This window comes from Dolichospermum heterosporum TAC447 (assembly GCF_024584745.1).
GTDB lineage: Bacteria > Cyanobacteriota > Cyanobacteriia > Cyanobacteriales > Nostocaceae > Dolichospermum > Dolichospermum heterosporum.
Genome location: NZ_CP099464.1, coordinates 2,540,565 through 2,555,599, shown reverse-complemented (window position 1 = coordinate 2,555,599; position 15,035 = coordinate 2,540,565). Strand labels below are relative to the sequence as shown.

Annotated in this window: 9 protein-coding genes and 1 tRNA gene; 3 read left to right on the top strand and 7 right to left on the bottom strand. The window is 40.5% G+C overall.

The window, feature by feature from the left end; translation table 11 throughout:
• Window positions 1–880 precede the first annotated feature (880 nt).
• The 3 genes from NG743_RS11480 to NG743_RS11470 all read right to left on the bottom strand — a co-directional run bounded on the left by NG743_RS11480 (window position 881) and on the right by NG743_RS11470 (window position 5,915).
• On the bottom strand, window positions 881–3,088 hold the full coding sequence (locus NG743_RS11480) for a GumC family protein (RefSeq protein ID WP_257122012.1): 2,208 nt from the start codon (window positions 3,086–3,088) through the stop codon (window positions 881–883).
• Window positions 3,089–3,507: 419 nt separating this feature from the next.
• The gene (galE, locus tag NG743_RS11475; protein ID WP_257122011.1) at window positions 3,508–4,500 is read right to left on the bottom strand and encodes a UDP-glucose 4-epimerase GalE; all 993 of its coding nucleotides are present in this window, start codon (window positions 4,498–4,500) and stop codon (window positions 3,508–3,510) included.
• On the bottom strand, window positions 4,497–5,915 hold the full coding sequence (locus NG743_RS11470; RefSeq protein WP_257122010.1) for a sugar transferase: 1,419 nt from the start codon (window positions 5,913–5,915) through the stop codon (window positions 4,497–4,499). Before NG743_RS11470 ends, galE begins: the two co-directional genes overlap by 4 nt.
• 1,026 nt (window positions 5,916–6,941) lie before the next feature.
• Between NG743_RS11470 and NG743_RS11465 the strand changes: the two genes are divergently transcribed.
• Both NG743_RS11465 and NG743_RS11460 read left to right on the top strand, forming a co-directional pair.
• Window positions 6,942–8,039 (top strand): tocopherol cyclase family protein, encoded by a 1,098-nt coding sequence (locus tag NG743_RS11465; protein ID WP_027402929.1) that lies wholly within the window; start codon window positions 6,942–6,944, stop codon window positions 8,037–8,039.
• Between the two features lie 33 nt (window positions 8,040–8,072).
• A tRNA-Arg gene (locus tag NG743_RS11460) sits at window positions 8,073–8,146 on the top strand.
• Window positions 8,147–8,560: 414 nt separating this feature from the next.
• Here NG743_RS11460 and NG743_RS11455 read toward each other — a convergent pair.
• The 3 genes from NG743_RS11455 to NG743_RS11445 form a co-directional block, all read right to left on the bottom strand.
• Window positions 8,561–9,604: a 3-deoxy-7-phosphoheptulonate synthase gene (locus NG743_RS11455; protein ID WP_027402928.1), complete on the bottom strand. Its 1,044-nt coding sequence runs from the start codon at window positions 9,602–9,604 to the stop codon at window positions 8,561–8,563.
• Window positions 9,605–10,305: 701 nt separating this feature from the next.
• Entirely contained in the window at window positions 10,306–10,683 is a 378-nt protein-coding gene (locus NG743_RS11450) for a DUF1823 family protein (protein ID WP_027402927.1), read from the bottom strand.
• A gap of 94 nt (window positions 10,684–10,777) precedes the next feature.
• A complete protein-coding gene (locus NG743_RS11445) occupies window positions 10,778–11,566 on the bottom strand; it encodes a dienelactone hydrolase family protein (RefSeq protein ID WP_193963587.1) in 789 nt (262 codons plus the stop codon).
• A 537-nt stretch (window positions 11,567–12,103) separates the two neighbouring features.
• On the opposite strand from NG743_RS11445, the gene NG743_RS11440 reads away from it, so the two are divergent.
• Window positions 12,104–14,209, top strand: coding sequence for a M3 family metallopeptidase (locus NG743_RS11440; protein ID WP_257122009.1), 2,106 nt, complete (start codon window positions 12,104–12,106; stop codon window positions 14,207–14,209).
• A 185-nt stretch (window positions 14,210–14,394) separates the two neighbouring features.
• Here NG743_RS11440 and NG743_RS11435 read toward each other — a convergent pair whose 3' ends face one another.
• On the bottom strand, window positions 14,395–14,652 hold the full coding sequence (locus NG743_RS11435; RefSeq protein WP_027402924.1) for a hypothetical protein: 258 nt from the start codon (window positions 14,650–14,652) through the stop codon (window positions 14,395–14,397).
• Between the last annotated feature and the right edge of the window lie 383 nt (window positions 14,653–15,035).

The following is a 15,035-nucleotide window of genomic DNA, read 5'->3' as shown; positions in this document are numbered from 1 at the left end:
TAAGGGAATGTAGGAATAGGTGGACTTGGTTTGTGTAGTCGCGTATCCCTGACGGGAGCCGGAGGCATCTTTATAATCGCCGGAAACTTTTCAAACATCCTCTGAGATAATTATATCCTATAGATCAGAACTTGGGAAACGTATAAATTCTTCCCTACGAGGGAATGGGGGGTCAAAGCCTCTCTCCGCACCTCTCACTAACCTTCTCCTCTTAGAGGTTGTTTGAAAACTTTTTCGTGTGGGATCTGACACCCGCAGATCCCCCTAAATCCCCTTAAAAAGGGGGACTTTGAGGAATTTAGCCCCCCTTTGTAAGGGAACACCAAAAAATAAATTACCCAATTTTGTGGGATAGGCATCCTGCCTGTCCTTGATGGTAACAGGCAAGATGCCTGCACCACAAGGGATTTTTGGGTATTTTTTTAATTGGAATTCTCTAAGAGAACTCCACAAAAAAGATGAACTACTTGTATTATTAGCAGGCAAGATGCCTGCACCACAAGGAATTTTGGGATATTTTTTTATTGGAAGTCTCTAAGACTCTTATCTTATCCAATATATTGCTTAGTTAAGCCATTTTTAACCAGCTAAATACATTATCAACAGTTAATTTTAACTCTACTCCTGCCAATGCAGGCAGAATATCGGTTTTTTCCATTAGTATTGGTTGGCGATCGCACAAAAATACTAGAATACTTAAATCATCAGGATCGCAGACATTGTTTCGAGAGTTATACCTTAATTAGACATAGCTTTCCCCTGCTCCGGCCTTCTCAGTTACGAGGAGGTTGCGAGGGAGGAACCGAGATCAAAAGACCATCAAAGCTCAACTCCTAAAACACAGACAATTTAATTAATCTCGTCAGAGTGTAAAGACAAATTACACCCGACCAAAAAACCCTGACCGCACATTAGCCTCCGAAGACTTCTTCTTGTCTTCTTTACCTCCGTAATAACCACTGGCATAGTAATATCCACCATAACCACTTTCCTTACCAATACCATTCACCACCATGCCCAAAATAGGCACTCTCGCCTGCTCAAGTAATGACTTCGCCGCAGTTACCGCTGAATACTCCACTGCACCGGGACGGACAACCAGCAATAACCCATCCACATACTTGCCAACAATCAGGGGATCAGTAACAGCCGTTAAGGGAGGTGTGTCAATAATTACGAAATCATAATCCTTACTAGCCTCTTCAACCAAGGCAGCCATGCGCTGGGAATCTAACAGTGCCACTGGGTTAGGCGGAATTTTTCCTGCTGGTAACATATTCACCAGAGGGGATACTTCCTGGACAGCATTTTCTAACTGCGCCTGACTGGCCAAGATATTGCTTAATCCCAGCAAATTGTGTATTTCCCAAATCCAGTGCTGACGGGGAAGACGCATATCAGCATCCACTAACAAGACTCGTCTTCCTACATAAGCTGCTGCTAGAGCCAGATTTGCCGCCACAAAAGATTTACCCTCTCCTGGGGTTGCACTAGTCACCAAAATTACCCGCAATTCTTTGTCAGAGCAAGTGAACCCCAGGTTAGTCTGGAGCATTTCAAAAGACGTACTGACTGGTGAATAGGGGTCATCCAATAATGGCAACTCTTGCCGACCTTCCTGCCGATTTTTCGGATTTTTTTCCCCATATTGGGGAATCGTCCCCAGCAAAGGAAAGCCCAACAGCCGATTGGCTTCTTCAATATTTTTGAGGGATTGATTCATGGATTCCAACAGTAGCGCCGTTCCTGCGCCTAAAATAACTCCCAAAAATCCGCCTAGTGCTAGGTTGAGGGGAATCTTAGGAGAAATGGGACGTTCAGGAACTAAAGCTCCAGAAATGATCCGCGAATTACCTACATTCTGATTCTCTAAAACCTGAACCAACTGGAATTGCTTCAGAAATTCTTGGTAGGTGATTTGTGCGACAGTTAACTGTCTCTGTAGCTGTAGCTGTTGTTGTTCCAGTCGAGGCAAGCTATCCAAACGTTTTCTGTTAACTATAAATACCCTTTGCAATTCCTCCACTTGTTTTGTTAATGCTAACCTTTCTACCTCCGATTTGACAAGGTCTTGAGTTAATGCCTGTTTAAGTTCTCCTATTTGCAAATTCTGTTTAGATAGGGACTCAAAATTACCAACGGTCTGGCCGACTCGTTCTTCTAGTAATTTTTTCAGAGATGTCTCTTTCATGGCTAAATCCACGACCTTTGGATTATCACCAGTATAAAGACTTCGCGCCACTGCTAGTTCAGATTGGGTTTTTTGGTATTCTGTGAGGACTTGTTGTACACCGGGTGATTGACTTAAGGTACTGAGATCCACAGCCTGTTGTGTACCCAGTTTCATTTCATTCTGTAAAGCTACGGAACGAGTCAAGGCCGCCGCCAATTCCCCTTGGCTCTGGGTAATTGATTCATTCAGCTTTCCCAGAGATTCCAAACTAGTTTTCGCTTCTACATCCAGAGCCACCACTCGGTTGTTCTCTTTAAACCGGCGCAAGTTCATTTCTGCTTTCGTAACTCGGTGTTCAACCTCTGGTAATTGCTTGGATAAAAATTCTCGCGCTGACCTAGCTTCGGTGCGGTTAGTGCGAACATTACTCTCTAAGTAATATTTCATCAGGGAATTCACCACATCTGCTGCTTCCTGGGGATTTGTACTTCTGTAAGAAAGCTGCATCACATCTGTTCCTCGGACAGTCTTCAGCTTCAGTTTTTTGAGAAAAACTTCCAAAGAAAGCTGTTTGCCTTGATCATCTGTTAACTTCAGTGTGGTAATAGTTTTTATAACGATGGGATAGGAGCGGATGATCTCAGATTCAGTATCTACTGGGTTGCTAAGGTTTGTCAGTGCGCCCAATTCTCCCATCTGTTGAGAGAGACTTGAGAGTGATGAAGCCCCACTTTTTTTAGTGAAAACCAATTTCCCTTCTGACTCGTAAACTGGTTTTGTTGAGTAAGTGACAAGGGCTGTGACTCCGAAGACAAAAGCAAATACGACTGATGCCACAGGCCAACGTCTTTTGAATATTAGCCAGTACTGTTGAATATCAATAGGGGAATCTTGTTCTTCTTGGTTAATGGACATAAATTAATTTAAGAAAATATACTAAGTGTAGGAAGCGCTGTACAAGTTGTAAGTAGGTGAGCGTTGAAAATTGTCGTTATGGCAAGGCAAAAGGCAAGAGGCAAGAGTGAAGAGGGTTTGGGCGATTTTACATTTCTTTACACAGTTTGGTTTTATTGTGTTCACCTACTTAGATCATCCGTTTGAACAAAAATCACTCATCCCCGGCTTTTGGCATTTAACATTTGTAAAATAGCGATTATTTGTTACGCAGTTTGATTGTCGTATTGAGTAGGGTGCGTCAGACAGAGGAAATCTGTTTTTTACCAAATTATTGGGTCTGACGCACCCTACAAGAGTAAAATCACTCAAAACTCTCTTCCTGTTCCCTGTTAAGAGTTCCCTGTTCCCTTGCCCCAACGACAATTTTTAACGCCCACCTACTTATAGCTTTGTAACAGCTTACCTTTCTCCCAGGCGAGAAAGCTGGAGATGATATTATCCAGGTCATTATACTTGGGTTGCCAATTCAATACCTGTTTAATTTTTTCTGCATCAGCCGTCACACAGGCTGGATCTCCGGGACGACGCGCCACTTCAATCACAGGAAAATTTACCCCAGAAATGTCCTTAACTCGTTCCACAACTTCCCTGACACTATAACCTTTGCCATAACCACAGTTGAGAATTTGACTTTCTCCACCCCGTTCTAGATAGCGTAACCCATCAACATGGGCTGTGGCTAGATCTTCGACATGGATATAGTCTCTAATTCCTGTCCCATCTAGGGTGGGGAAATCATTGCCAAATATCTTGAATTCTGGTTGGCGTTTCAGGGCTGCATTACAAGCATTGGCAATTAAATGAGTTGCATTGGTTAAGTTTTGTCCAATTCTGCCACCGGGGTCGGCTCCTGCGACGTTGAAATAGCGGAGAATTACATACCGCAGCCGAGATGCCAGTCCGTAGTCTTGAATCATCCATTCGCTCATCAGTTTGGAGCGACCGTAGGGGTTAATCGGTAAAGTGGGAGTAAACTCTGTGACGGGATTTTCTCTAGGTTCGCCGTAAACTGCCGCTGTGCTAGAAAAGATCAATTGGTCAACACCCATGATACTACAGCACCGGAGTAAATTCAGGGTATTCCGGGTGTTATTGGTGTAGTAATCGAGGGGATAGGCAACGGATTCTGGTACAACTAGACTGGCAGCAAAATGCAGCACTGCGCTAAATTGATGTTTGCCAAAGACTTGGTAAAGGCGGTCTATATCTCCTAAGTCGCCAACAATTAGCTGACCATAAAGTACAGCTTGTGCTACTCCTGTAGAACAATTATCATATACAACCACATCATAGCCAGCCTCACCTAGTTGACGCACGACGTGGGAACCAATATAGCCAGCACCTCCAGTTACCAAGACTTTTTGATTCATCTGCCTTTACCTAATAAAACAACTCTGATGGTTTTCAAGACTATCACTATGTCCAACCATAATGAATAGTTTTTGATGTAGTAAAGGTCGTAAGATAGCTTTTCATAGGCATCTTCTAGAGAAGATCCGTAGGGATAAAGCACCTGCGCCCAACCAGTAATTCCTGGTTTGACTAAATAGCGCATTTCGTAATAAGGAATTGCTTCTTTGAGCTTGACATCAAACTCTGGCCTTTCTGGACGTGGACCAATCAGACTCATTTCTCCACACAGCACATTCCAAATTTGGGGGAGTTCATCAATTCGCAGAACTCGTAGCCAATATCCTACTCTGGTAATGCGGGGGTCACGTTGACTTGCCCATTGTGCGCCCCTCTTTTCCGCGTCTTGATACATGGAACGGAATTTGTAAACCCGAAATGGTTTACCATATAATCCTGTTCGTAACTGGCTATAAAAAATTGGTCCTGGACTATCTAATTTGATGATTAGTCCTACAAATATCATGAGTGGCGACACCAGCAGAGACAACAGACCAGTGACGATTATATCCATAACCCCTTTTATTTTGAGACTGTGACCACAAAATACTAGGTTAAAACCACTGCTGAAAGCAAACCACTCATCTTCGAGTAGAGATGAGGGAAGTTTGTAGCATAGGGTTTCCCAAATATCAGGTAGACGGTAAACGGGAATCCCTTTCAGTCGGAGTTGCATGAGACTGTGTACTTGTTGATCAGAGAGACCTTTTTGAGTTCCTACTACTACTCCTGATAAGGGTTGATGACTCCAATAAGATAAGTCATTGAGAGATCCTTCATGACTTAATTGGGGTTCGATTTCTGCTAATTCAGGGATATGTTGACCAGTTTCCGTCAAGATAACTAATCGCCCCAGTGGATTTTGGGTTAAGAACATTTGGGCAAATTTTATGGCATGATTGTTGGCTCCTAGCATTAACCAACGACTTTGTTGAGCTTGCGATCGCCACCAATTAAATGCCCATATTCTTAATATCATTGCCCAGATAGTAAAAATTCCCAGGTTAACTAATAATATACCCCGCATCCCTACTGGATTATCTTCCCAGTTTCCCGATAAATTAATTAACACGGAAGTTATGATGGCAACTATTAGACTGCTGATCAGGATGCGAGTCGGAGATTGTAACCCAGCAATTTCTTTCTCTGGATGGTATGTATTTAACAAATACATTCCTGTTAAAGTCAGTAGTATAAATCCATATACAAATGGATCAAATCCTATCAATGGATGATTCAGAGTCCCGTAAGAACTAATTCCTAAACAGACAAATAGGCCAAAAACATCTCCCATCATCAGAAATAGAGAGATAAAGCGTGGGAGTTTCACTAACTGAATACTGCCCCTATTAGTCTCAAATCCTATCTCTAGCATAAGTATTTTTTTAGAGCTTGGCTTGTAAAAACATGAATTTGTGAATCAATGCCTTTTTTGCATTTAAGGTAAGAAAAGATCTTAAGCCAGATGATATGCAATTGTGTAGCAGTAAACCTTGTACTTCACAAATCTTCCCAAATAGACACACCTTACTACACTGCGCGATTTTACAACAGTTCGTAATTGAATCTTAAATATATCTACCTGGTATTAAACACTTAATCACAACGCATACCAAATTGTCAAGTTTCTAGCCACTTGAGTTTAGACTCAGCGATAGAAATAGGAACAGCATCAAATTGAGTTAGTCAGAGACTTACATCAGAATTGAGGAGTCAGTATTCAGCGGAAGAAGCAACAGGGAACTGGAAAAACTCATGTTTAAAAACATGAGATTGAAATAATGACACTGTTTTTTCGTGCTACGCATCTTTTAAAAACATCTTTTTTTTGACTGAAGCTCTAAACTGGTGAAACTTTAGTTTCTTATCTGTTCCCTGTTCCCTTCTTTTGTAAAGCTAGATTGCTGTTTGGCTTTGAATTAAGATCCTGTACCTCATTAATCTATAATATGCTGCATCAACCTAAACGCTGTCTGGAAAATAGGATTAAGTATCATCGGGGAATGTGGAATGTTGATGGTTTGTAAAATGTCTTTTTGTGATGTGTAAGAAGAACTAACTTTTATTTTTGGTTTACATTTCTTGTTCAGTAATTACAGATGATGAAGCTTAAAATACGGAATATGTAGTGAAATTCAGTGGATACACCATTTTGTATCCGCTCAATAATCCGGGGGAAATCGTTCAATGACAACCCTCAAATGGCGTAAAATTTTTCCCGAATTAGGTAGTTGCCCCTAGTTATCCAGCCGATACCCCATTTTAGTCTAAAGTTTCCACATTGCCAATACCAAAAAATAAATATACTTGAGAATGTAATAACTTGCGTTTTTACATCCATATATCCCCTTTAAGTAAAAGCTCAAATTTTAACCTTACGAAGTCCAATAAAACACAATTTATGCTGAATATTCCCAAAAATTTCTTTGATTTCACCCAAACTCCCCATAGTGGCTACCATTGGGATGGGAGCGATCGCCGTTTTTTTGAGGGCTGGTATTACCGGGTAACACTGACCGAAATTCGGCAAACTATCGCCTTCATGTACTCCATCGAAGACCCAAGAGGCAATCAGCCCTACAGTGGCGGAGCAGCCCAAATCCTGGGTATAAATGATGAATACCTTTGTCGCACTTTTCCTGATATCAACAAATTTTGGGCAAGTCGGGATATTTTGGGATTAGGACATTGGGGAAAAACCAACTTACAAGTTTCACCTCTGTATCTTATTCCTCGTGAATTTGCACACCATATTCAAGAAGGCTATCAAGCCACAGCTACCTTAAACCAAGGCATAATTACAGATCCTACCACTGGTAATTATTGCCGATGGGAGTATGCAATTCAACCCATGTACGCATGGGGAAATCAAAATAGTCCTCAGCAATCAACCGCCGGTTGGTTATCATTTTCTCAGATATTTGAACCTGGTTGGCAAATTTTAATGGCTCATGGTTTAGCCAGCGGTTGGATAGATTGGCATGGTAAAATTTATGAATTCACAAATGCCCCAGCATACGCGGAAAAAAATTGGGGTGGTGCTTTTCCCCAAAAATGGTTTTGGCTAAATTGTAATGCCTTTATCAATCAACCAGACTTAGCTTTAACAGCCGGTGGCGGCAAACGTGGTGTATTATGGTGGATGGAATCAGTCGCCATGATTGGTATTCACCACCAAGGCAAATTTTATGAATTTGTTCCCTGGAATTCAGAGGTAACATGGCAAATTCAACCCTGGGGTAGATGGCAAATGCAAGCCAAAAACCTCAATTACGAAATTGAACTGACAGGGACTACCCATCTTCCCGGTACACCCCTCCGCGCACCTACAACTAATGGTTTAACTTTTTGTTGTCGAGATACCATGCAAGGGGAAATCACTTTAGAATTGCGAGAACTTAATAGCGGCAAATCTCAAGTTATCCTGACTGCAAGTAGTAATCTTTGCGGGTTAGAAGTCGGTGGTGATGATTGGGATTATTGTTGGCGATCGCAATAAAAATGCTGCTATTATGATATTTACGTCATCCTTGGGGTTGTAGCTCAGTTGGATAGAGCGAGCGCCTCCTAAGCGCTAGGCCGTGCGTTCGATCCGCACCAATCCCACTTTTAAGTAATTGGACAAAAATATTTACAGTCATTGCGAGGGAAGGGAAGCAATCACAACCCTGGCGATTGCTTTATTCAACTTCTTTCCATATGGCTAACGCCACGCTACGCTAACGCAATGACATTGTGTAATTAATTCTGTCTCACTACTTATTTATGATGGCTGATGCCTCCGGCGATAGCGAAGCGCCGCTGCAAGCAGTTCGCAGGGATACGCTCCGATTGCTCCGCGTTCACGCATTGTCTCGCAGGGATACGTTTACGTTCCACAACCCAACCTTGTATCTTAGAGGTATGTTAGAGGAAGATGCAGATTAATGAGGTACAAGATCTAACTAACTGCAAAGCCACACGCAAAGAGAAGAATTAAAATAATTCATGTGGTGTAAATACATAAAAACTGCTGTAAGTTTATTGTAATTTACTGTGAGCAGCCAAAATAATTCTTTCAGTTTCCTGCCAATTGATACATTTATCAGTTACGGAAACACCATATTTTAAGTCTTCACGATTCCCTGTAATTACTTGACTACCTTCATACAAATTCGATTCTAGCATCATTCCTACAATGGAATTAGTACCATCTAATACTTGCTGGATAATATTCTCAAACACCATAGATTGTAATCTGTAATCTTTATTAGTATTACCATGACTACAATCAACAACTATTCTTGGTGATAAGTTAGCTGCTTTTAATTGTTCCTCTACTAACTGAATATTCTCGGCATCAAAATTAGGCTGATTTCCACCACGCAAAATTACATGACCATGAGCATTTCCCCTAGTTTGAAATACACTCACTTGTCCCTTTTGATTAATACCCAGGAAATTATGGGGAGTTTTTGCTGATTTGAGGGCATTTACAGCAACTTGAATATTACCGTCAGTACCATTTTTAAAACCTACTGGCATAGATAAACCACTAGCCATTTCTCGGTGTGTTTGCGATTCGGTTGTCCTTGCACCAATTGCAGACCAGGAAACCAGTTCACTTATATATTGAGGTATGATTGGATCAAGTGCTTCTGTAGCAGTGGGTAATCCTAAATCTGTTAACTTTAATAGTAAGTTTCTGGCAATTAAAATTCCTTCTTCTACATGAAAAGAATCATCCATTTTCGGATCATTAATTAATCCTTTCCAGCCTACAGTAGTTCTGGGTTTTTCAAAATAAACCCGCATGATTAACAGTAATTTATCCTGAACTTTTTCTGCCAAGCCTAGCAACTTTTCTCCATATTCTATCGCCGCTTTTGGATCATGAATTGAACAAGGACCGACTACAATGAATTTACGTCGATCTTGAAAATCTAAAATATTTTCTATTTCTTGTCTGAATTTTAAAATTGTATTTTCAGCAGTTTTAGTTAAAGGTAATTTTGCCTTAACCTCATTAGGAGTTGGTAAAACATGAGAACTCTTAATGTTAGTATTAATTAATTTGTTGATCATAGCAGAAATCTCTTTATTTGTGTTATACAGCAGTAATCCTATCTAAATTATTTGTGAAACCGTTTTTGATTCTTGTTAGCCCTAAAGTAGTTAGTTAGAACAACAAGTTGCACAAATTAGCTAAGATTACTATATGCAAGGGTAGAATATATTAATATACACAGTTTTGTAAAAAAATACAAGATATGTCCGTGTTATTTCCATAACATTTAGACATAAATCCTGCCTCTAGTAGTTCGTCAAATTTATTTTGACGGGTAATGTTCCCCCCACTCCCCCAACTCCCCCAACTCCCCCAACTCCCCCAACTCCCCCAACTCCCCCAACTCCCCCCACTCCCCCACTCCCCCCACTCCCCCCTGCCCCCTGCCCCCCTGCCCCCCTGCTTGCCTTCACCCGTCATTTTCGCCTTGACAGACTACTAGTACAGCTTGGCGGAAATAAACCAACTATTCTAAATCCTCCAAAAGCCTATACTGTCTTCATTTTGACTTTTGACTTTTGACTTTTGACTTCCGCCTTGCGGTACTAGCCTTCATCCCTTGTCTAAAGCACAGATGTGGCTTCCTGAGTCAGCAACATCTTCAAGGGTTTTCGGCATTTTCCTTATAATTTAATTTTGCAAATCGGACGCAAGGCTTATATCCCCAACTACTTAGAGAAGTTGGGGATATTTTAAGTAATTGCTAAATATAGCAATTTTACTCAATTGTACCAGTGGTTATTAACATATAACTTAATAACCAATTTGCTGATGTGGCTCTGCGAGTTTGTCGAGGACCAAATTCACCAATTTTGTAGCCTTTAAAACCGAGTCTTTCCTTGAGTATCTGTTTATTTTCCTGGGGAATAGAACGAGTTAATTTCATAATTGCTGGACGAGAAGCAATAAAATCCGGTGGTTGTGAATATTCATCTCGCCATGTTGATGATACTTGACTATTATCCCAAGTTTCTGTAATCCCATCATAACGATAACCTAAGTGATACCATAATAATTGGTTTACAGTGGTATCATCAATTGTATCGTTAATAATTGCCCAAATTGTTTCTGTATTTAGCGGTGGAAGATTAGACATGATTTCCAGGTAAGGGGAAGGAATAGATAATAGGTAATAATTTTACCAATTACCAGTCTTTGCAGATATAATCAGTGATCAAACCCACAAAATATTACTTAGCAAATATTTCGGCAAAAAACTGTCGCATAGCTTGCCAAGAACGCTGATCTGCCATTGAATTATAAACAGCACCTTTGGGATTATTTTTGGCTTCTGGATTAGTGAAAGAATGAAGCGCACCACCATAGTATATTAGTTGCCAGTTCACATTACCTAGACGCATTTCTCTTTCAAAACCTTGGACTTGCGCTTCTGGGACAAAGGGATCATCAGCGCCATGCAATACTAATACCTTAGCTTTAATATTTTTAGCATCATTAGGATTGGGTGTGTCTAGGTTGCCATGAAAACTAACTACACCTGCAATATTAACACCACTACGGGCTAATTCTAAGACTGTACCACCACCGAAGCAATACCCAATGGCAGCAATGTGTTTAGAGTCAGTTAAGGGATAATTTTGTAAAACTTGTAACCCAGCTTTTGCCCGTTCGCGGAGTAATTTTCGATCTTGACGATAAATAGTTGCTTGTTTACCTGATTCTTCGATGTTTTTTGGTCTAATTCCTTTACCATAAATATCGGCGGCAAAAGCCACATATCCCAATTTAGCCAACTGTTGGGTTCGTTTTTTGGCATAAGACTGTAACCCATTCCATTCATGAACTACTAATACACCGGGACGTTTAACTTTAATAGCATCATCATAAGCAAGATATCCTTCCAATACTGTGTTTCCTTGCTTATACTCAATTATTTTGGTTTTAATTGCTGCTAATACATGAGCAGAACTCAACAAAACCACCGCAGGTGTCAGCAAAACAGAAAGTAAAAATTTCATACCTTTATTAAGTATTCAAAATTGATTATGGTGAATTATCGCCACAAAACTCGACAAAATAAAAGTAATTATTGGGAAAATAGTTGCTAAAATTCTGCTCTTAGCTTTCCTATGATATAGGAGTCCGGTTTGATTCTTGTTCATTATACCGAGACTCAATCGTTGATTCGATGGGGTTTACGGTTTACAGCTTGTATGGCTTACGCTACGCTATCAAAAATCAAATAGTAGCCCTATGTATCTGAGCCATCAAAAACAAATTCAGTAGTTATAAAGTTGCAGTAGTATGGTTTACGCCACACTACGATACACTATCAGAATGAACTTTTTGTATAACTGGCATAGGAATAGAGGTAGATTTAATTATTTTTCGTATAGAAATATACTTATTTAATTCTGGTCTCCTAATTTCTGTATCTGTTGAGTAAGATTGCCATTCTAGCAACGCGAAATTTTGTCGCAACGCTAAATTATTAGTTATATAAAGAAAAATCAATCGTTGTTCCCCACTAATTCATCGGCTATTAACTCACTACCATGCGTGCAACTGCTACTATTTATCAGAATCCCCTACTTCAAGGCTGTAGTTTACCCGTATTTGCGGATATTAAATCAGAGCAAGTCGAACCAGCTTTTAGTCATCTATTGGCAGAACTGGAAAAGCAATTAATTGACTTAGAGGCAAATATAGAGCCTACTTGGAACGGTTTAGTAGAACCTCTAGAAAAATTGACAGAAAGACTAAATTGGAGTTGGGGAATACTGAATCATTTAATGGGTGTAAAAAATAGTCCAGAACTACGTATTGCCTATGAAAAGGTACAGCCGCAAGTAGTTCAGTTTATGAATATCCTGGGTCAAAGTAAACCTATTTATAGTGCGTTCAAAGCAATTCGCAATAGTCCTAGTTGGGAAACTTTAGATTCAGCCCAGCAGAGAATTATCAAAGCTGCAATTCGGGATGCAGAATTGTCTGGTGTTGGTTTAGAAGGAAAAGATAGAGAGCGTTTTAATACTATCCAGATGGAATTAGCAGAACTGGCAACTAGGTTTGCTAATCACGTTCTAGATGCGACTAAAGGCTTTATTTTAATTCTCACCACCCCACAAGACATTGATGGCTTACCAAGTAGCTTTTTGAGTCTTGCAGCCCAAGTTGCTCGTGCATCTGGTGAAGAAAATGCCACCCCGGAACATGGACCTTGGCATATTACTTTAGATTTTCCTAGTTATTTCCCATTCATGCAGCACAGTACCAGGCGGGATTTGCGGGAAAAACTCTATAAGGCTTACATTACCCGGGCATCTTCCGGGGAATTAGATAATAATCCTTTGATTATACGAATTTTAGAGCTAAGAAAAGAACTAGCTAAATTAATTGGCTTTGAAACTTTTGCTGAACTGAGTTTGGCTAGTAAGATGGCTAAGGATATTTCCTCTGTAGAAAGGCTGTTAGAAGAACTCCGTCAAGCTAGTTATAATGCTGCTGTCAAAGATTTAGAACAACTCAAAGCCTTTGCCAAGGCGAAAGGAGCCGTAGAAGCCGAAAATTTGCAGCATTGGGATATTAGCTTTTGGGCTGAACGTCAACGGGAAGAACAATTTGCCTTTACTGCCGAGGAGTTAATTCCCTATTTTCCCCTGCCTCAAGTTCTAGATGGGCTATTTGGGCTGGTAAAAAGGCTATTTGGGGTGACGGTGACACCTGCTGATGGTCAAGCCCCAATATGGCATGAGGATGTTCGTTATTTCCAAATTGCTGATAAATATGGTGAACCCATTGCCTATTTTTACCTAGATGCTTACAGTCGTCCTGCGGAAAAGCGTGGTGGTGCTTGGATGGATGCTTGTATTCACCGTCGCAAAGTTACAGAAAATGGTTTAACTACTATTCGGCTACCTGTAGCTTATTTGATGTGTAATCAAACTCCCCCTGTAGATGGTAATCCGAGTTTAATGGCTTTTGATGAAGTTGAGACATTGTTCCATGAATTTGGACATGGTTTACATCATATGCTGACTAAGGTGAATTATCTGGGGGCAGCAGGTATTAATAATGTTGAGTGGGACGCAGTGGAATTACCGAGCCAGTTTATGGAAAACTGGTGTTATGACCGCCAAACCTTGTTTGGCATGGCGAAACATTATGAAACAGGGGAAGCATTACCAGAACATTACTACCAAAAATTGTTGGCGGCACGTAATTACATGAGTGGTTCAACTATGTTGCGGCAACTGGATTTTAGTAGTGTGGATTTGGAGTTACATTACCGCTATTGCCCTAATAGTCAGGAAACTGTGACAGATGTGCGAAACCGGATTGCTAGGTTAACGACTGTGTTACCACCATTACCCCAGGATGCGTTTTTATGTGCTTTCGGTCATATTTTTGAAGGGGGTTATGCAGCGGGATATTATAGCTATAAATGGGCTGAAGTTCTCAGTGCTGATGCTTTTGCCGCTTTTGAAGAAGTAGGTTTGGAAGATGAAGCTGCAATTCAGGCAATTGGCAGAAGTTACCGAGACACGCTGTTAGCACTAGGTGGCAGTCAGCATCCAATGGATGTATTTAAAACCTTCCGGGGACGAAAACCCAGTACCAAGGCTTTACTCAAGCACAATGGACTGCTGGCTGCTGTGTAAGTTAGAAGTCGAAGGGATGAGGGAATGAGGAGAATATTTATCTTGAATTGTGCCTCTTACCTCTTGTCTCTTGTGGATTTACAGGAATACCCGAAGTCCCTTGGGGAGAACCCCACCTCTGGTTTAGAGAACGCAAGGAATCCAAATTAAGTGGTTTCGGTGAACCAAGAATCTCGTTGAGAGTGTTAAATGACAACTTCTTCCCGTTGGCAATCAAAGAAAAGCTCAAAAACAGTGTTAGGAATCATCTGACGGATGTGCTGAATATAGCCTTCGGCATCAGAACGACTGCGAAACCGGGAAACAATTACTTTTTCTTGTTCTGTGACAACACGGGCTACAGCCCAACCATTCAGCCTTTTTTTGTAGGCGTTATCTTCTCTTGCTGTAGGCATGGCTTGATTTTCTGAGGTGATATTTTTGTAATCCGTATTTTGTGGCATGATTATTTTATGCGTATGAATTTGAGTGAAGGGCGTTAGTATGTCTCTTAGCTAAAGATGTACTAGCGTTTTTTATTGATGATGCCACCTTGTTATTACACATTTTCAAAATTGTCAATACGTGATGCAACAACTTATCTTTTAAGAATGTTTAGTTTTATTTGATGTCAATGGGTATTTACTGAGCAACTTAGTGTTTAGATACACATAACAACTAAAGTCATTGTGTAATAAGTAGTGATACAGAATTAATTATATACAATGTTATTGCGTAAGCGTTGCGTGGCGTTAGCCATATGGAATAAAGTGAAATGAAGCAATCGCCAGGGTTGTGATTGCTTCCCTTCCCTCGCAATGACTGTAAATATTTTTGTCCAATTGCT